This is a genomic window from Shewanella polaris, assembly GCF_006385555.1.
Lineage (GTDB): Bacteria > Pseudomonadota > Gammaproteobacteria > Enterobacterales > Shewanellaceae > Shewanella > Shewanella polaris.
This window is the reverse complement of record NZ_CP041036.1, coordinates 3,375,887-3,395,455: the sequence shown is the minus strand read 5'-3', so window position 1 is coordinate 3,395,455 and position 19,569 is coordinate 3,375,887. Positions and strand designations below refer to the sequence as shown.

The window sequence follows — 19,569 nt, the reverse complement described above, 5'->3', positions numbered from 1 at the left end:
AATGGAAGGATTACTGGCTTTTTGGGCTGAAACGGGTGTGGCTAACTTTACTGGTGGCCAACTGCTGATGATGGCTGTTGGTTGTTTATTGTTATTTCTAGCGATAATTAAAGGTTTTGAGCCGTTATTATTATTACCTATTGGGTTTGGTGCCATATTAGCTAACATTCCTAATGCAGGTTTCACCGATGAAGGTGGTTTGCTGTATTACGCTTATCATGTCGGCATTGAAACTGGGGTGTTCCCATTGCTCATCTTCATGGGGGTCGGTGCATTAACTGATTTTGGGGCGCTAATTGCTAACCCTAAAACACTTTTGTTAGGGGCTGCGGCACAATTTGGTATTTTCTCTACCTTAATTGGTGCTATAGCGCTGAATCTTGTACCTGGATTTGAGTTTAGTATGCAAGATGCTGCTGCTATTGCCATCATTGGCGGTGCAGATGGTCCAACTGCAATTTTCTTAGCCTCTAAGTTGGCGCCAGAGTTACTAGGCGCGATTGCCGTTGCTGCATATTCATATATGGCGCTAGTGCCATTAATTCAGCCGCCGATAATGAAACTGCTCACCACTAAAGCTGAACGCGAAATTAAAATGGAACAATTGCGTGAAGTCAGTAAGAAAGAGAAAATTATCTTTCCACTGATGGTACTTGGCTTAACCATTTTGTTTTTACCCGCAGCAACACCATTAATTGGTATGTTCTGTTTAGGTAATTTAATGCGTGAATCAGGTGTGGTTGATCGTTTATCGAAAACGGCGCAAAACGAGTTAATCAACATAGTGACTATCTTTTTAGGTCTTGCTGTTGGATCTAAGTTATCCGCCGATCAATTTCTGCGTATCGAAACCTTGGGTATTTTAATCCTTGGCGCGGTTGCATTTAGTATTGGTACTGCTTCAGGGGTATTGATGGCCAAATTAATGAGTAAGCTCTCCGGTGGGAAAATTAACCCACTTATCGGTGCAGCAGGTGTTTCTGCAGTGCCAATGGCTGCTCGAGTGGTGAATAAGGTAGGTTTAGAGGCTAATAACCAAAACTTCTTACTCATGCATGCAATGGGACCAAACGTTGCTGGTGTGCTGGGTAGTGCGGTTGCAGCTGGTGTGTTGTTGGCTGTTTTAGGTTAATCGTTAACGATTAAGTTTAAAAGCCAATGCAATTGCATTGGCTTTTTTGTTTTTATTCCATAAGTAAAGTAGATATACCTGTTTAATTTATGTTGGTGTACTTAATTTTTAATACTGAGCGGTTGTGACGTTATAGTTGTGAAAGAATTATTGACCCTTATTAGAATTAGTCTTTATCTAATGGCTGTCAAAGATAAATAATAAAACCTGTATACATTACAAGTTATATTGATATGGGAAATAGCATCGGGGGTTACTGTTGAACTTGGCTGCTAACCTTTAAATCAAAAACAAAAAATCGATTACGTTATTAAAATGTTAATAATTGTTTTGTTCAATAAACATACTAGTCTAGTTTGAAATATGTCGATAATTCACTTGGATTATTCGTTTGTTAGCTTACTTGTGTGCCCATTATATTGAGTATTATTAATCGAAAGGTAATATGTACTGAAGCCAATTTTTAGTCAGAAACTTATTAGCGTACCTCTTTGTAGGTATGTAAGCGGCCGTTTTTATTCATAATTTTATATCAGCAAGACATGTCCCTAAAATAATAATAGTTCGACAACCCGTTAATTTTAACGGTCAAAAGTCGCAAATTTTGAATTGCCATCAATATCTAGTCAAACAAGTATGTAAAATGCAAGATATGTCACGGAAACTGAACAGTGAACTTATTAAGGTTACGGCCAGTTAACTTGCTAGCCATATATTTTACGTATATTTAGCAGATTGATAACTCAACTTAAAATAAATATTAGGAATGTAAGATGAATAATAAATTGCTTGCTAGTCAAGTTACGGATAAGGCTTGCCAAAATTCTGTTGTGACCAAAAAATGGGCTTTATCAGCATTAACTTGTTCGTTGTTATTAGCCATGGGCAGCGCTAATGCCGCAGACACCAATGTTAATACAGTTGCTGATGCAATCACTCAAGGTACAGCAAAAGTAGACTTAAATTTGCGTTATGAATCTGTCGATCAAGACAATGCGTTAAAAGACGCAGATGCTTTGACCTTACGCACTCGTTTAACCTTTGCTACGGCTGAATATTACGGGTTAAGTGCCTTGGTTGAATTTGAAGATTCTCGCAGTGTGGCTGGGGTAAATGACTACAACGACGCGATTGGTAATAATACAGATTATTCTGTGATAGCAGATCCTGAAACAACTGAATTAGACCAAGCTTTCTTACAATACAAGCGTAATGGTTTTACTGCTAAAGCTGGGCGTCAAGTTATCGCCATCGATAACCAACGTTTTATCGGCCATGTTGGCTGGCGTCAAGATCGCCAAACATTCGATGCAGTTACCATGCAATATGCGATAAACGATTTTAGTGTTGATTATGGTTACATCTACAAGCGCAACCGTATTTTTGCAGAAGTTAAAGACATTGATTCAAAAGATCACGTTATTAACGCATCTTACAATTTCGGTTTGGGTAAACTTAGCGCATATAGCTACTTACTTGAAGAAGATACCAACATAGACAATGGTATCGACACCTATGGTATTCGTTTTGCGGGTGCTAAAGATATCGATAAAATTAAACTACTTTATACGTTAGAGTACGCAACTCAAGATACTGATACAGAAACAACATCTTACTCTACAGATTATATGCTTGGTGAAGTAGGCGTTGGCTTTAGTGGTTTGACCGTTAAGCTTGGTTACGAGCTATTGGGCTCTGACGATGGCGAATATGGTTTTTCAACTCCGTTAGCGACTTTGCATGCGTTTAATGGTTGGGCAGACCAATTTTTGGCAACACCAAATCAAGGATTAGTTGACACTTATGTGTCAATTGGCGGCAGTGTGGTTGGTGGTAAATGGGCGCTGGTTTATCATGATTTTGAAGCAGATGAGTCAAGTGCCACTGTTAACGATTTAGGTGATGAAATTGATGCGGTATTTAGCTTACCAATTGATAAGCATTACACCGTAGGCGTTAAATACGCATCTTATTCAGCGGGTGATGCTGGAGCAGGAAAAGTTGATGCCGATAAAGTATGGTTATGGGCAAACGCTAAGTTCTAATTTTATTAGCATGATATAACAAAAAACGAGTATCAGTTGATACTCGTTTTTTTATTGTCATTAATCTTGTATGACGATAGAACTGCAATAAGAAGCGTAATAAAAACTAAGACACTACTTGCTGTTGCGGTGTTTCATTTGAGTAAAATTGTTCTACATCAAGCTGACCTTCGCTTTTACCAATCACCACCGCAGTCATCATGTCTCCGGTCACATTAGTTGCAGTGCGGATCATATCAATAATACGGTCTATCGCGGCGATAAAGGCAATCCCTTCAAGCGGTAAACCTATTACGCCTAAGGTTACGGTTAACATCACCATCGCGCTACCTGGCACTCCTGCGGTGCCTACAGAAGCGACTGTGGCCGTTACCGCAATTAGCATGTAGTCGGTCATATCAAGCGGAATACCGTAAATTTGCGCAATAAAGATCGCCGCAATGGCAGGGTAAATGCCGCCACAACCATCCATATTCATGGTCGCACCTAATGGGAGTACAAAAGCACTGTAGCGCTTCGACACGCCCATCGCTTCGGTACTTCGTGTGCTGGCCGGTAAAGTACCGAAGCTTGATGCGGTACTAAAGGCCACAACTTGTGCTGGTAAGGCTTTACGGAAAAACTGAACTGGGCTAAGACCTGCAGCAAATTTCACTAAACCGCCATACACAAAGATAATATGAATTAGCGCGGCAATATAAATCGCAATAATAAACTTACCTAATGGTAATAATGTACTTAAGCCATATTCGCCAACAACCCACGCCATTAAGCCAAATACACCAATAGGCGTTAGTTTTAATACCATACGTGTTAATTGAAACATCACTTCAGCACCCGCTTCAATCACGTTCTTTAACGGCGTGGCTTTCTCGCCGACAGCATTAATGGCGATACCAATTAATGCTGCAAACACGATAATTTGCAGTACATTACCTTCTGCCAACGAGGCAAATGGATTGACTGGGATCATGTTAAGTAATACTTGTGCAAATCCAGGAATATCACGCTCACGCACTTCCGATGTCGCTAAAGCTAAATTACCGCCCATGTCGATTAGGCTTCCGACCGTTAAGCCAATAAATGACGCAATGGTGCCAGTAAACATAAACATGGCCAAGGTTTTAAAGCTTAAGCGTTTTAAATTACCTTGTGAACCCAAGGAGGTAATGCTGACCACAATGGCACAAAATACTAAAGGAGCAACGAGCATTTTTATGGCGCTAATAAACAGATCGCCAAGGGGTTTTAATATCACGGCTGACTCGCCTAATCCGACCCCTGTAAGTGTACCCAATACAAAACCTGCAATGACTTTCTGCCAAAAAGGGATACGATTGAACGTTTGCAATATCATGAAAATTCCAAATTATGTCATTGTGACGTCACTAATCTTATTAGGTAACGTTGTTGTGCGTGACTCATTGTGTTCACTAATGAGCGATGAATTACCAAGAACTACACCATCTTATGGTGATTTTTAGTAGTGGAACTATTTAGTTTATATTAAGACCGAACTAGATGCTGATGCTAAATAATGCGCTAATAAACCCGCTAAGGTTAATTAATATTAATTGTATTGTATGAAGTGATCCAATGACAAACAACGTTATTTTGTTATAACTTATATGAATAAACAAATTTGTTATTATAACTTTAAATTTATTACTAATAATTAACTTATTAAGGCCTATTGTTCAATTTATTAAATTGAATCTGCAAACGTGAATCATGGATGTTTTGCCGTTATAGCCTGTGTAGCGTTTGGGTCGCTATGTTGATATGAGTGAGTTAACGTTAGAGGTTTGCGGGTTCAAAATTCTGCAAGATAGGTTCAGCTAGATCCATGTTCTGTGTAAATATCCATGGCGAGAACTGCGATAAAATCTGAAATGAAACTATTAATGCGCAATAAGGTCTATTAATGACGAGTTTATGGTTAATGTTTAGCGGTGCGTTTTTGGCTGCAACCTTATTGCCGGGTGGTTCCGAAGTGTTACTCGTGGCATTACTTAATCAAACGCCATCGTCATGGTTCGAATTATTGATGTTGGCCAGTATTGGTAATACGTTTGGCGCGATGACAAGTTATGGTTTAGGTCGAGCCGGACGGCTTGCTAAAAGTCCACAAGATATCCAAAGTCGGCAATATCGTTATGCTCTGGCATGGCTCGAAAAATATGGTATGTGGGCTTTATTACTATCTTGGTTACCCATCATCGGTGATTTGTTATGTCTGTTGGCTGGTTGGTTAAAAATTCCTATAGTGCCAGCATCATTTTTTATGTTTTTCGGTAAGTTACTACGTTACAGCGTAATTGTGTTTTTAGTTCTTTATACTGTTGAGTAACTTTATACCGTTATTTTTTCTGTGATTATATTTATCTTAATGAAGAAAGGAGTCGATTTTGAAATTAAATTTGAATAAATGGATATTAGCTGCAGCAATCAGTGCTGCATTAAGTGGCTGTGCATTCGACGCGCATCAATCGTCAAATTTGCCACAAGGTGTAAGTTTAATTGAAACGGTTGCACCTTCTGAAAATCAAGTCAGTATCCCTTATAAAAAATATCAGTTAGCGAATGGCTTAACGGTGATTTTACACCAAGATAAGTCTGATCCTTTAGTTCATGTTGATGTTACCTATCATGTTGGTTCTGCTCGCGAATTAGCTGGTCGTAGTGGTTTTGCGCATTTATTTGAACACATGATGTTCCAAGGCTCACAACATGTAGCCGACGAACAGCATTTCAAAGTTGTTACCGAAGCGGGCGGAACACTAAATGGTTCTACCAATACTGACCGAACCAATTACTTTGAAACCGTGCCGAGTAATCAACTAGAAAAAATGCTCTGGTTAGAATCAGATCGTATGGGCTTTTTGTTACCTGCACTCACGAGTGAAAAATTCGAAGTACAACGTGAAACGGTTAAAAATGAACGCGCACAACGTATTGATAATCGTCCTTATGGGCGTTTAAATGAACGTTTTAATCAAGCATTTTATCCAGCCGGTCATCCGTATTCTTGGCCTGTCATCGGTTGGCCAGATGACTTAGATCGCGCCACCGTTGATGACGTGAAACATTTCTTCCAACGTTGGTATGGGCCTAATAATGCCACTTTAACTATTGGTGGTGACTTTGATGAAGTGCAAACATTGGCGTGGGTAAATAAATATTTTGGTGAAATCCCTCGTGGACCAGAAGTCAAACCAGAAGCTAAAACCGCAGTCACGTTAGATAAAACTCGCTATATCTCGATGGAAGATAAGGTTCATTTACCGCTTATTTATATCGGTTTTCCAACCGTTTATGCGCAACACAAAGATGAAGCTGCATTAGATTTGCTGGCTAATATTCTCGGTGGTGGTAAAACCTCATTAATATATAAAAACTTAGTTAAAGATGGTTATGCGGTACAAGCTGCAGTGAGCCATCCTTGCCAAGAGCTTACTTGTCAGCTGTCACTTTATGCCGTAGCGAATCCTGCCAAAGGCGGTAGTCTTGCAGAACTCGAAACCAAAATAAACCAAACGATTAATGAGTTTGAGCAACGCGGTGTCACTGACGACGATTTGCAAAAAGTCAAAGTGCAGTTTGAAGCCGATACCATTTTTGGTATGCAAAGCGTAGCGGGAAAAGTATCAACACTTGCTGCTAATCAAACTTTTTTTGGTAAGCCTGACATGGTGGCATCTGATTTAGCCCGTTATGCCAATGTCACTAAAGCCGATGTAATGCGAGTATTTAATACTTACATTAAAAATAAGCCAATGGTGGTGATGAGCGTGGTACCAGAAGGGCAAACGCAGCTAATTGCCCATGCAGATAATTTTGAACCGAGCATTATGCCAATTGCACAAGATGCGGTAACCGGATTAACCAATATCACTTTTGCAAAATCATCATTTGATCGCAATAAAATACCGTCATCAACCGCAGCGCCATTATTGACTGTGCCACAGTTATGGGACAGCAAGCTGGCCAACGGCATTAGTGTTATGGGCACTGAAAGTGATGAAACGCCAACGGTCGAATTGCTGGTTTATTTGGATGGTGGACATCGTTTGTCGCCGATCAAAAAAGCTGGCCTAGCAGAGTTGACCGCCTCGATGCTTAATGAGTCAAGCACGTTACGCAGCAGTGAAGAATTGGCTGGTGCGCTTGATATGCTTGGGTCATCAATTAGCTTTGGTGCCAGTGATTCACAAAGTTACATCAAGGTATCAAGTTTAACTGAAAACTTAGATGCGACGCTTGCTATTGTTAAGGAGCGCTTATTTAGTCCTGGCTTTTTAGAGGCTGACTTTGAACGATTGAAGCAGCAGCAACTACAAGGATTACAACATCAAATGTCTGATCCTAATTATCTAGCTCGTAGTGGTTTCGCTCAATTACTCTACGGTGCAGATAGCCCAAAGGGGATCAGCAGTGATGGCACCATGACATCAATTTCAGCGCTAACACTTGATGATGTGAAACAATTTTACCAGCAGCAATATCGTGCTGGTAATGCGAAAATGGTTGTTGTATCGGATTTAAATCAACAACAGATTATGCCGAAATTATCGATGTTTAATGAATGGGAAGGTGAGGCTACTCAGGTTGCAGCCTTACCTGCATTGCCTTCACACCTTAAAAACACCATTTATTTGATTGATAAGCCTGGGGCTGCTCAATCTGTCATTGACATTGGTCAAGTATCATTACCTTATGATACTACTGGTGATTATTTTAAGGCCTATCTGATGAACTATCCGTTAGGGGGCGCATTTAACAGCCGTATTAATCTCAATCTACGTGAGGATAAAGGTTACACTTATGGCGCTCGCACGCAATTTAGTGGCGCCGAAGATTCAGGGCTATTTATTGCGTCTGCTAGCGTCAAAAGTGATGTAACAGGTTTAGCATTGGCTGAGTTTGTTAAAGAGATTAACGCTTACCAAGCGTCAGGCATGAACGCCGAAGAAAGCGCCTTTATGCGCAGTTCGATTGCGCAAAGCCAAGCGTTAGAATACGAAACACCGTATCAAAAGGCCGGCTTTTTAAGGATGATTCAACGCTATCACTTAGATAAAAACTTTACTGCCAAGCAAGACGAAATAATTAACACTATTTCGATAGATGAATTAAATAAACTTGCCGGTAAGTTATTAAATATCAATGATATGGTCATTTTGGTGGTCGGTGATAAAGCAACCGTTGCACCGCAACTTCATGAACTTGGATATCAAGTTAAAATAATGACACTTGCTGACTAGTTGAACACTTGATACTTATAGGGTTAACACCAGCCTTGAAATACGCTAATGTTAACCGCATATAGTCTTAGCTCAATCTATTTTATAAATAGGTTGAGCTAAATTATGTGTTTTAATCGTAAATTTCATACAGTGTCAGTTTATCAACAAATATCATATAATGTTAAAGGCTCCATCATCGGTAACAACGACTGTTACCGTTTTTATTTAAGACCCACAAACAAACTGATTTATACTGAGTTACATTTTTCGCTTTCCAGTAATAATCTCGTTTATTATCCGGTCTAGCTATTTACTCGCAATGCGAATCCATAAAAGAGAGTAGTAAATTGAAGTCTTTCAATGAAAAAGTCGAAAACTTAAGTGACACTCAAGGCCGAGCTGCATTATTGGGCATGTCACGTGGTATTGAACGTGAAGCATTGCGTATCGATGGAAATGGTCACTTAGCACAAGATGAACACCCTAAAGCACTCGGTTCTGCTCTGACTCATTCGCGTATAACCACTGATTATAGCGAATCCTTATTAGAATTTATTACTCCAGTATGTCACAGCATTGACGAGCTATTAGAGGGATTAACTCAAACGCATGCTTATAGTGTTCGAAACCTTAATGGCCAAGAACTCTGGCCTGTTAGCATGCCATGTTATGTGGGTGCAGTTAGCGACATTCCCGTAGCACGTTATGGAACCTCCAATAACGGTAAAATGAAAACCTTATACCGCAAAGGATTAACCCATCGTTATGGTGCGTTAATGCAGATTATTTCTGGGGTCCATTTTAACTTTTCTGTTTCACAAGAGTTATGGCAACGTCTATATGACGATAAAATTGCTAACGGCAATGGCAGCGCTTGTTGTAGCAAAAGCATTAACTTTGAAGATTTCGTTTCTGAATCTTATTTTGGCCTGATCCGCAATTACCGTCGTTTAGTCTGGGTGTTACCGTATTTATTTGGTTCAACTCCGGCATTATGTAGCTCATTTATAAAAGATCAAGAAGTTGATTTTGAGTTTAAAAAAACCGGTAAAGGCACGTTATATCTACCTTTTGCTACATCATTACGGATGAGTGATTTAGGTTATACCAATAAAGAACAAGATACGTTGAATATCAGCTATAACTCATTACCTGACTATCTTGAAGGCGTTGGTGCTGCGATTAAAATGCCATCGAAAAAGTTTGCTCAAATAGGTGTCAATGTTGATGGTGAGTTCCGTCAACTCAATAGTAATATTTTGCAAATTGAAAATGAGTTTTATGCACCAATCCGCGCTAAACGTGTCACCCAAAAAGGTGAAAAACCTTCGCAAGCTCTATCCCGTGCAGGTGTTGAATATATTGAAGTACGCGCCTTAGACGTAAATCCATTTAGCCCAGTTGGGATAGACGCAACGCAAGTGCGTTTTTTAGATTTGTTTTTATTGCATTGTTTATTATCTCCATCTAAAGATACTGATGCCGTTGGTGAAGCTGAAATTGCTGCCAATTTAAAAGCAGTGGTATTAGAAGGGCGTAAACCTGGACTCACTCTGCAACGTAATGGTGAGGCCATTAGTTTAAAACAATGGATGCATGAGCTTTTTGATGAGTTAGCAATCTTAGCTATTTTACTCGACGGTGAAGATAGCCATGCTTACCAAACCGCATTAAGTACTTGGTCTGAAGCCATCGATGACCCAGACAAAACCTTATCAGGTCGAGTAATACAAGAAGTGGTAGTTAAGGGCACCGATCACAGTGTTTGGGTTAAAACGTTGGCTGATGATTATCACCAATATTTAAGCCAGTACCCATTAACCGACGAGGTGGTTCAGAGCTATAAAAATGAAGCAAAACAGTCGTTGCTTGAACAGCAAAAACTAGAGGCTCAGCCACAAGCTAATTTCACGAGTTTCTTAGAAGATTATTTTAGTGATGTGGTTCCTGCGGGCACTTTTGAGGCTAAATAATAATGTATCTTCATTCATCTTGGCGAGCATCGGTTGTCGTAGTTGCAGCACTAGCCTTACATGGCTGTGCTTCATCGCCTGATGAAATGGTAGAATGTGGTACTGTATCGAGTTATTTACCTCTCGATAACAGTGCCAATTTATACCGAGTGGTTGTGACTCATTTAGATGGTGTCCCCGTCATTTCAAGGCCGAATTATTTGTTATCGCCAGGTCAGCATGAATTTACAGTCGCTGAATTGATTAACTCACCCGCATTGAAAGTGTCGTTATCGGCGCGAAAAGTGAAAGTGTTTATGGTCGATGTCGCCGTCGATCAGCGTTATCATATTGCAGCACAATTCAATACCGACAAAATCTATATTGGCCAAAATCAAGGCTACTGGCAACCCGTGATTTGGCAGACAGAATCCCATCAATGTGAAATGAAACAGTAATACCCATTCCATTAATTATGTGATCAATCAGAGTCACTCAGTTTTTTCAGTTTGAGGCGCATTGTTGAAAAAATGGCTGTTCCCTTGTAAAACAATGCAACCAAAAGATGTAAGCATAATTGCATTGATTTTTAATTGATGTAAAACTAAGTCTTGAATCAATATCTTAGGTACTGGTAGAGGTGTTATGAAGTGTTTTTTAGGTGTTGTTAGCGCAATCGTATTATTGTCACTAACAGGCTGTGCTACCTCGCCGCCAAAAGAGCCAGATAATCTGTGTGCTATTTTTAAAGAACATCGCTCATGGTATGACGCAGCCGTCGACACCAGAGAAAAGTGGGGAGTGCCGGTACATGTTCCCTTAGCAATGATGTATCAAGAAAGCTCATTCAAACACAATGCAGCCCCTCCAATGGAATACTTTTTAGGCTTTATCCCCACAGGACGAGCCAGTGACGCTTATGGTTATGCACAAGCTAAAACCATGACTTGGGACGATTACGTTCGCGAGACAGGTAACAGTTGGTCTAGCCGAAGTGATTTTGACGACGCCATGGATTTTATGGGATGGTTTATTTATAAAACCCATAAAATTAACGGCGTGTCGAAGTGGGATGCTAAAAACCAGTACTTAAACTATCATGAAGGTTGGGGCGGGTATAAACGTGGTAGCTATAAGGCAAAAAAATGGTTAACGCCAGTAGCGAATAAAGTCGATAAACGTTCAAAACGCTATGCTGCTCAGTATCACCAATGTAAAGAAGATTTAGATTCTTCATGGTTATGGCGAGTGTTTTTTGGTTAGTATTAATGCCGTATCAACATTTTGTAGCATTTAGAATGAGAGAGTAATTAATGGCCAATCTTAATTGATGGGCCATTTTTTATTAAATAATACACCAAATTAGTGGTGTATTATTTTAACTCAATTCAAGCTATATATTGTTATGAACAAAAAACGATAAAATTGATTTGCAGCAAAGCAACTATTCATAACTAACAGCAATTACTAACAACTACGCCAACTATTGCTAACGATTAAAAGTAAAAACCATTTTATTCTTTAAGCTAATTTGAGTTAACTTTTTTGGTTTTCGTGAGTATTTTTTAAATTTCTTTTTAAAAATTGATCAACTAATACCATTTGCGAATCGACTTTATCTACGACATTACCACCGAGGTGGACCATATCTTCACCTAATTCATGACTACTATTAACTAATTGCGACACCACAACAACGCTTCTATTGACTTCATTAGACACCTGAGATTGTTGCTCAACGGCACTGGCAATATGGTGAGTCATGTCGGTGATTTGCTCTACGGCAAGGCGTATTTCATTAAGTGCGACACCCGCTTGCTCAGCTTGTTCAACGCAAACATTGGCATCGTTGAGCCCTTGTTCCATACTTGATACCGCAGAGCCTGTACCTTGTTGTAAACGGCTTATCATATCGTGGATTTCTTTAGTCGACGTATGAGTGCGTTGAGCTAATGAGCGAACTTCATCTGCTACTACAGCAAACCCTCGACCTTGCTCTCCAGCTCTTGCAGCCTCAATAGCAGCATTGAGGGCGAGTAGATTAGTTTGTTCAGAAATGGCTTCAATGACATCCAATACAGAACCAATATTTTTACTGTGCTGTTCTAATTCAGTAATAACACTAGAGATAGTACCCAGTTGATTAGACATTTTTTGGATGGATAGAACCATTTTCTTAACCACATCATCGCCTAATGTAGTTTGAGATAACGCACTATTTGATGATTGAGCTGCCTCTGCACAATTTGAAGCCATATCAGTTAAAGTAGCAGTCATCTGTTGCATAGCGGTTGCAACTTGTTCAATTTCAGCCATTTGTGACTGACTGTTTTGTTGAATTTCACTTCCTTTAACGGCAGATTCTTTAGCACTAGCTGAAACCTGCTCACTAGAGTCAAGTGTTCGACCTAACACAGCCCTTAGTTCAGATGCTTGCATTTGCAGTGCTAAATCAATTTTTGCAATATCATCTGTTTTCCCAGTATAAACCGCAGAAGAAATTGGGTTGTTGTAAATTGTGCTGGCTTTTTTTACAAGTAGATTAAAACGTTTGAATGCTATATTTAATGCAATCAAGCCACTGCCATAGGAAAGACCAAATAGCCCCAGGTTCATTAGATCACCTTGCCCAGCAAGATAAGCCATAGGTAACATTGCTATAGTAAAAGTGCCATAGACTTTAATCGGTAAGGATATTTTACTAGGGGTAACAAAATGAGTCTTGTCTTGTTTTAAGTGTGCGTAAATTGTTTCGGCTCGTTTTATTTGTGCACGAGTTGGTTTGGTGCGAATTGATTGATATTCAACGATTTCACCCTTATATGAAATAGGGGTAATAAAAGCATCAACCCAATAATAATCGCCATTAGCACAACGATTTTTAACTAAACCTTTCCAAGGATCTCCTTGTTGAATATGTTGCCAAAGATCTTTAAATGCAGCGGCAGGCATGTCTGGATGACGTACCATGTTATGTGGTTGACCAACTAAATCTTGTTGTTCAAATCCCGCGACGGTACAAAAAGAGCTATTGGCATATTTAATATGACTTTGAGTGTCAGTAATCGATAGCAAAATCCAGTCTAATGGATAATCATATTCTTTTTGTGTTATTGGCTGATTATTTTTCATTTATATAAGCTCCTAGGAATAGGGCCATTTCTATCCTTGAAACGGAATTAACATTTGTTATAAATGTAATATTGTTCGTATTGAATTCATTAAAAGCAAGTACTACTTGATTGAGGTTATTAAATCATAATTCGCTATAAAGGATTCTCTAATTAATGAGTTTTTAAAGTACTAGCTTTATAGATATTATAAATTACATAATCTGATTACTATTTTTCTAACTATACACGAAAAATCAAATGTTACTAAAATGTATTAACAGGTCGTACCTTTTGTTGTGGATTATATTTTTTTATTATAATTAATAGATATTGGACATTGTTTTTAATATGTGATTGCGTTCTAAGAAGAATGTTCTCTTCAAATTATTATGGATATTAAATAGAGAGTTAACATTGAAATCATTAGATAATTTTTGATAAAGAATTAAGGATTAACATTGGTTTTATACTTGGGATATATATTGAGAGTGGTTGCAATTAATCAGCAATTTTAATTATTAGAGATTCATTATATTTATCATTAGTAGGAGGATGTTGATTATAATTGTCGAATAGTCATTATTAATCACCTACATTTTTAAAGGTTAAAATACATCAGTAACCAATATGATGCTAATCGAGTATAATAAAAAAAGAGCCTAGGCTCCTTTTTTATTATACTTATCCGGTAACCATATTGGTCGAATTTACTTAGTCGATTTATTTGATAAACTCTGCCAAAATCCAATTTAATGGTGCTTGATATTGCTGTGGCATCCAATTTTTAAGTTGGTTGATACTGTCAGTGAGCTGAGCAGTATTATGCACAGAAAGATTTAAATGACCCACTTTTCGACCCACGCGAACTTCTTTGTTGTACCAAAATAGTTCTGCATTAGGCAGGCTTAACCATCTATCGTCTTTATCAACGCCAATTAAGTTTATCATCACACATTGAAAATTTACTTGCGGCTGATGCAAAGGTAAATTGCACAAAGCACGTAAGTGCAGTTCAAACTGGTTAATGTGACAACCTGCTTGAGTCCAATGGCCAGAATTATGTACCCGCGGGGCTAACTCATTCACCATTAAGTGTTCACCCACACGGAAACACTCCATTGCCATCACACCCACATATTCAAGGCCATTCATCACTTTGCTGAGCATGGCTTCAGCTTCAGCTTGCAAAGGGGCTAAACGGGTTAATGGTGCAATAGAAGCCATTAGAATGCCGTCTTGATGTAGGTTAAGCGTCAGTGGGTAAAATAAACAACGGCCATCTTGAGTGCGAACCCCAACTAATGACACTTCTTCATCAAAGTTAATCGCTTGTTCTGCGATGGCTTCATTGCGCCAATCGGCAGGAATGGTTGTCGCTTCTGTCTGTTTTAGCCAATGTTGTCCTTTACCGTCATAACCGCCGGTGCGGCGTTTTAATAATACCCGTTCACCATAAGCTTTATGCAGGGCTTCGGTACTGGTATTGTCATCAACTAATTGCCAAGGCGAGGTCGCAACATCTAATTCATCTAAGAGACTTTTTTGGGTAAAACGATCCGCTAAACGGCCAAATACTGGGCCATTAATAAAATGTGGGTGTTGGCTGAGTTGTAAACTAAGTTGAGACTCAGGCCATTGCTCGCGTTCAGCGGTAATAATGTCATCAGCTTCTAATGGTAATTTAACATTTGATGGTGTCATAATATCAACCGGACGCACATTAATACCCAGTGGCTGACCAGCGTGACTGAGCATGGCGCCTAATTGACCATCACCCAATACCCATAATTTTTTTGGCAACGTCATTAGTCTTCTCTCGGATCGGGATTATCAAGGATCGAGCGAGTTTGCTCATCACGAAATGCGTCTAAACGCTCAGCTAAAGCAGTGTCGCTAATTGCCAAAATTTGGCTGGCTAATAAACCTGCGTTAAATGCACCAGCTGTACCAATCGCCAAGGTGCCAACAGCAATCCCTTTAGGCATTTGTACAATAGACAATAGACTGTCCATGCCAGATAGCGCCTTGCTTTGCACTGGGACACCCAATACTGGTAAACGCGTTTTCGAGGCGATCATGCCGGGTAAATGGGCTGCTCCGCCTGCGCCACCAATAATGACTTTATAGCCTTTATCTGCAGCAGAACTTGCAAATTCCATAAGCTTGTCTGGTGTTCTATGAGCAGAAACAACTTCAACATGATAAGGCACTTGTAACTTATCCATAATTTCAGCGGCGGCTTCCATTGTAGGCCAATCACTTTTCGAACCCATTACAACAGCAACTAGGGCTTGCATGTTAACTCCTTAACGTACTTATTCTATTAGTATATTTAGTTAATTCGCTCAGTAGGAAACGGCGGCGGTCAACGTCAATATTAAGGCGATAAAAAAGGGGCTAGATAATAGCATAAGCCGTGCTCTGTTGGCTGCAATTTCAGTGTTTTATGAGGCTAACACTCAATTTCTAAATACGAAAACTCTTTAAATACATTTTATTTAAATAACCCTTTTACTCATCGCGCTCGTTATTAGCCGTATACAAGGTCACTTTGCGTACGTAACCAATATGAATAACAGGTCGATAGATAGGGGTATAACCATGAACCATGTCCATAAGCAACTCACTCGCAGTACATTAGCCATTGTTATTAGCGCGATCATAGTCAGTGGTTGTGCGCAAGAATCAACAGACACGGCGAAACGCAGTCTGCCTCAATCCACCTCTAAAACTCAATCTGCTAGTGAAACTCATTCAACTTCACAAGACAACCTCGAGTTACATGAGGTAGTGGGATTAGTGAGGGCATCGGAGCCACAAGCTGATTTATACATTCGAGTTAAACAACAATCTAGCAGCGCTAAAGCCAATGCAGCATCAATTGAGCAGCGCACGGTTAGTGGTAAGTTTATCGGCAGCAATAGTGTTCGCGATAAGCATATCCGCGTAAGCGATCGCAATTTATCATCAGTACCCATTGCTAATGATAAGTTTGAATCAGTAGTGCAAAACGGCAATATGCTTGCCGCTGAAACGCCAGTATCGACGTTTTCAATTGACGTTGATACTGGCAGTTACAGCACCACCCGTAGATTAATTAATCAAGGCCAACTACCAGCTAAGAATACTGTTAGGGTAGAAGAGCTCGTCAACTACTTTAGCTATAGTTACCCTGCACCGACAAGCACTGAGCAACCATTTAGCGTTAATACCGAACTGGCACCATCACCGTACAATGCTGACACTCAGTTACTGCGCATTGGCATTAAAGGCTTTGATGTTGCTGCAGACCAACTTGGCGCATCTAATTTGGTGTTATTACTTGATGTGTCAGGCTCTATGTCGTCTATTGATAAGTTGCCACTATTGAAACAAGCCATGCTGATGCTGAGTCAGCAATTATCGGCGCATGATAAAGTGTCGATTGTGGTGTACGCAGGTGCCAGTGGTGTGGTGCTTGACGGGGTTGCAGGTAATAACTTTACCGCCATTAAAACAGCCCTAAATCAGTTAAATGCGCAAGGTGGCACTAACGGCAGCCAAGGTATTCAGTTGGCGTATCAATTAGCGCAAAAGCACTTCATTGCAAACGGCAGTAACCGAGTCATATTAGCCACAGACGGTGACTTTAATTTGGGGATGACAGATCATCAGCAATTGGTTGATTATGTAGCCAGTCAAAGCAAAAACGGTATTGGTTTATCCACACTTGGTTTTGGTCTGGGTTCAGGTACGGCAAGTTATAACGATCATTTATTGGAGCAATTATCGAATAAAGCTAACGGTCAATATGCCTTTATCGACACCTTAAATGAAGCACGAAAAGTACTAGTGGATCAACTCAGTGCCACCTTGTTAACCATTGCTCACGATGTCAAAGTGCAAATTGAGTTTAACCCAGCAGTGGTGTCTGAGTACCGACTGATTGGTTACGAAAACCGTTTGTTAAATCGCAGTGACTTTAATAACGACGCCGTCGATGCTGGCGAGATTGGTGCTGGTCATACCGTTACCGCCTTGTACGAGTTACGCTATAACGACAGTCACAATCGATTAGTCGACCCATTGCGTTACGGCATCGAAAAGCCCGCTGTTGAAGACACAATGGTAAGCACCGATGAATTGGCCTTCTTAAAATTACGATATAAAGCGATTGGCGAACATACCAGTCAATTAATCGCTTATCCTATTAGCCGCGATAAGCAGCTGACGCATCTACACCAAACCAGCGATGACTTTAGATTTGCTGCGGCAGTCGCAGGATTTGGCCAGTTGTTAAATCAGAATGATTATGTCCACGATACTGATTATGCTAACTTAATTACTCTGGCCGAATCTGCAATGGGCCAAGACCGTTTTGGTTATCGCCATGAGTTTGTACAAATGGTAAAAACCGCAAGTGTACTCGATAGACAGGTTATGATTACTGAGCCAGACACTCGTTCGGTAAGCCAATAAATGCGTCACAAAAAGGATTAAATGGTGCAAACATCAATACACCCTAAGGATGAGTCGTCAATTCCCCAAGTGGGAAGTGACGAGCAACTGATGCTCGACTACCAAGCTGGTGACGTACGTGCGTTTGAAGCTTTGTACCTTAAACACAAAGGCCCTTTGTATCGTTATTTTGTCCGTCAATTACATGACCAGCAGTTAGCAGAAGACTTATATCAAGACACTTGGGGAAAAGTGATTAACGCAGCAGTGCAATATCAAGTCACCGCAAAGTTTACCACTTGGTTGTATAAAATAGCTCATAACTTATTGATTGATCATGTGCGCGCGGTTAAGTCGCTTGATAAGGTCACGGCACTTGATGAAGATCTAACTATGGATAGTTTAGAAGCTGATGATCAAGCCTCACCTGAGCCACAAGTTCAGCAACAGCAACAAGCAGATATGATGAAATCTTGTATTGCTAAACTGCCGCCAGTGCAAAAAGAAGCCTTTTTGCTTAATATCGAAATGGGCATGACGGCCGCCATGATAAGTGAAATCGCCAACGTCACTTTAGAAGCAACTAAAAGTCGCATTCGCTATGCCTATCAAAGTATTAAACAATGTATCGCTAACCAATGGCAGGAGACGTCATTATGAGTAAGCAAACTGATCATGAGCCTGAGTTCACCGTATTACAAACCGAAATTAATAAGGCCTATCACCAGCAAACTCTGGAGCAACCATCTGATGAACTCGATGAAGCTATTTTAGCTAAAGCACGATCGAGTGCTAATGTGTCAGCAAAGGGGGAAAAGATTAAAAAGTCACTATGGCAACGTAATGCTTGGTTATTTTCAAGTGCGGCGTCGGTATTGCTGGTGGCCGGATTGTTTATGCTCAGCCCAAGTTTACAACAACAAATAGGTGTAGACCTTGAACAAGGTCTACCCACTCAACCAGCCTTATCGAAGCAAGCTGTACCCCAACAAGTAGAATCGCTTTCAGTTGTAGCCGCTGCCGAAAAAGCCATTGCTGTTGAAGGTTTGTCGATGAAAGCCAAACATGCTGCAACTAATAGTGAGTCATCCATTAATGATTCAGAAAATAGTGATCCAATCACTGAAATATTAACTATCAAATCAAGTGAGCGGCCTACACTAATGAGTGCATCGCCGGCACAAGTTGTTACTGACAGTGCAAAACAAGCGGAGGCAGCTAAAACCAATGATGTTGCAATGCAAAAAAAGACCATTGAATTTCAGTCACAACGCAATGACAAAGAGATACAGTTATTGAAACAGCAAAATGAAAACGCATCAAAAGGTATTATTCAACTAGATACACCTGATGTGGCCTTAGCTCGCTTACAAGCCCTAATGGCAGCCAACAAACTTATCCAAGCCGAGCGTTATATGATTACTATGGATCAACGTTTCCCTGAATTATCAAATCCATCACATCCACTTTATGAGCAATATCATAAGATTAAAATACAATTAACCTCGAAATAATCGAAATTAAAATAGGCTAAAAACAATAACGGCTAAGCCAATATGGTTTAGCCGTTTTTAGTTACATTTTTGTACTGCTAAATCCACTGCAACTCTGATAACGTTAAAGAATAAATAGAACAGCCGATTC

The 19,569-nt window shown here is 39.9% G+C and carries 14 protein-coding genes; 10 read left to right on the top strand and 4 right to left on the bottom strand.

What is annotated here, in order from left to right; all coding sequences use genetic code 11:
- Window position 1: 1 nt before the first annotated feature.
- Both FH971_RS14715 and FH971_RS14710 read left to right on the top strand, forming a co-directional pair.
- Window positions 2-1,132: a sodium ion-translocating decarboxylase subunit beta gene (locus FH971_RS14715; RefSeq protein ID WP_137226375.1), complete on the top strand. Its 1,131-nt coding sequence runs from the start codon at window positions 2-4 to the stop codon at window positions 1,130-1,132.
- Between the two features lie 881 nt (window positions 1,133-2,013).
- Entirely contained in the window at window positions 2,014-3,177 is a 1,164-nt protein-coding gene (locus tag FH971_RS14710; RefSeq protein ID WP_420853481.1) for an alginate export family protein, read from the top strand.
- Between the two features lie 106 nt (window positions 3,178-3,283).
- Here the strand turns inward: FH971_RS14710 and FH971_RS14705 are convergent, their stop codons facing one another.
- Window positions 3,284-4,534 carry a dicarboxylate/amino acid:cation symporter gene (locus tag FH971_RS14705; protein ID WP_137226378.1) on the bottom strand — a complete coding sequence of 417 codons (1,251 nt, stop codon included), beginning with the start codon at window positions 4,532-4,534 and terminating at the stop codon, window positions 3,284-3,286.
- A 567-nt stretch (window positions 4,535-5,101) separates the two neighbouring features.
- Between FH971_RS14705 and FH971_RS14700 the strand changes: the two genes are divergently transcribed.
- From FH971_RS14700 to FH971_RS14680, 5 genes are all read left to right on the top strand, one after another.
- Window positions 5,102-5,527: a YqaA family protein gene (locus tag FH971_RS14700; protein ID WP_137226379.1), complete on the top strand. Its 426-nt coding sequence runs from the start codon at window positions 5,102-5,104 to the stop codon at window positions 5,525-5,527.
- Between the two features lie 70 nt (window positions 5,528-5,597).
- A complete protein-coding gene (locus FH971_RS14695; protein WP_140235620.1) occupies window positions 5,598-8,441 on the top strand; it encodes a M16 family metallopeptidase in 2,844 nt (947 codons plus the stop codon).
- 311 nt (window positions 8,442-8,752) lie between these two features.
- Entirely contained in the window at window positions 8,753-10,396 is a 1,644-nt protein-coding gene (gshA, locus tag FH971_RS14690; RefSeq protein WP_276611804.1) for a glutamate--cysteine ligase, read from the top strand.
- A 2-nt stretch (window positions 10,397-10,398) separates the two neighbouring features.
- Window positions 10,399-10,833, top strand: a complete 435-nt coding sequence (locus FH971_RS14685; RefSeq protein ID WP_140234830.1) for a hypothetical protein — start codon at window positions 10,399-10,401, stop codon at window positions 10,831-10,833.
- A 187-nt stretch (window positions 10,834-11,020) separates the two neighbouring features.
- Window positions 11,021-11,638, top strand: coding sequence for a transglycosylase SLT domain-containing protein (locus FH971_RS14680; protein ID WP_140234829.1), 618 nt, complete (start codon window positions 11,021-11,023; stop codon window positions 11,636-11,638).
- 273 nt (window positions 11,639-11,911) lie between these two features.
- Here FH971_RS14680 and FH971_RS14675 read toward each other — a convergent pair whose 3' ends face one another.
- The 3 genes from FH971_RS14675 to purE all read right to left on the bottom strand — a co-directional run bounded on the left by FH971_RS14675 (window position 11,912) and on the right by purE (window position 15,785).
- Window positions 11,912-13,507 (bottom strand): methyl-accepting chemotaxis protein, encoded by a 1,596-nt coding sequence (locus tag FH971_RS14675; protein ID WP_140234828.1) that lies wholly within the window; start codon window positions 13,505-13,507, stop codon window positions 11,912-11,914.
- A 701-nt stretch (window positions 13,508-14,208) separates the two neighbouring features.
- The gene (purK, locus tag FH971_RS14670) at window positions 14,209-15,294 is read right to left on the bottom strand and encodes a 5-(carboxyamino)imidazole ribonucleotide synthase (protein WP_140234827.1); all 1,086 of its coding nucleotides are present in this window, start codon (window positions 15,292-15,294) and stop codon (window positions 14,209-14,211) included.
- Complete coding sequence (purE, locus tag FH971_RS14665; RefSeq protein ID WP_137226385.1) at window positions 15,294-15,785, bottom strand: 5-(carboxyamino)imidazole ribonucleotide mutase; 492 nt, start codon at window positions 15,783-15,785, stop codon at window positions 15,294-15,296. The genes purK and purE overlap by 1 nt, the downstream gene beginning before the upstream one ends.
- A gap of 304 nt (window positions 15,786-16,089) precedes the next feature.
- On the opposite strand from purE, the gene FH971_RS14660 reads away from it, so the two are divergent.
- Genes FH971_RS14660 through FH971_RS14650 form a run of 3 tightly spaced genes read left to right on the top strand, consistent with a single transcriptional unit; the run spans window position 16,090 to window position 19,439 of the window.
- Complete coding sequence (locus tag FH971_RS14660) at window positions 16,090-17,946, top strand: vWA domain-containing protein (protein ID WP_140234826.1); 1,857 nt, start codon at window positions 16,090-16,092, stop codon at window positions 17,944-17,946.
- A gap of 21 nt (window positions 17,947-17,967) precedes the next feature.
- A complete protein-coding gene (locus FH971_RS14655) occupies window positions 17,968-18,585 on the top strand; it encodes a sigma-70 family RNA polymerase sigma factor (protein WP_140234825.1) in 618 nt (205 codons plus the stop codon).
- Window positions 18,582-19,439 carry a hypothetical protein gene (locus tag FH971_RS14650; protein ID WP_140234824.1) on the top strand — a complete coding sequence of 286 codons (858 nt, stop codon included), beginning with the start codon at window positions 18,582-18,584 and terminating at the stop codon, window positions 19,437-19,439. Before FH971_RS14655 ends, FH971_RS14650 begins: the two co-directional genes overlap by 4 nt.
- Window positions 19,440-19,569 lie beyond the last annotated feature (130 nt).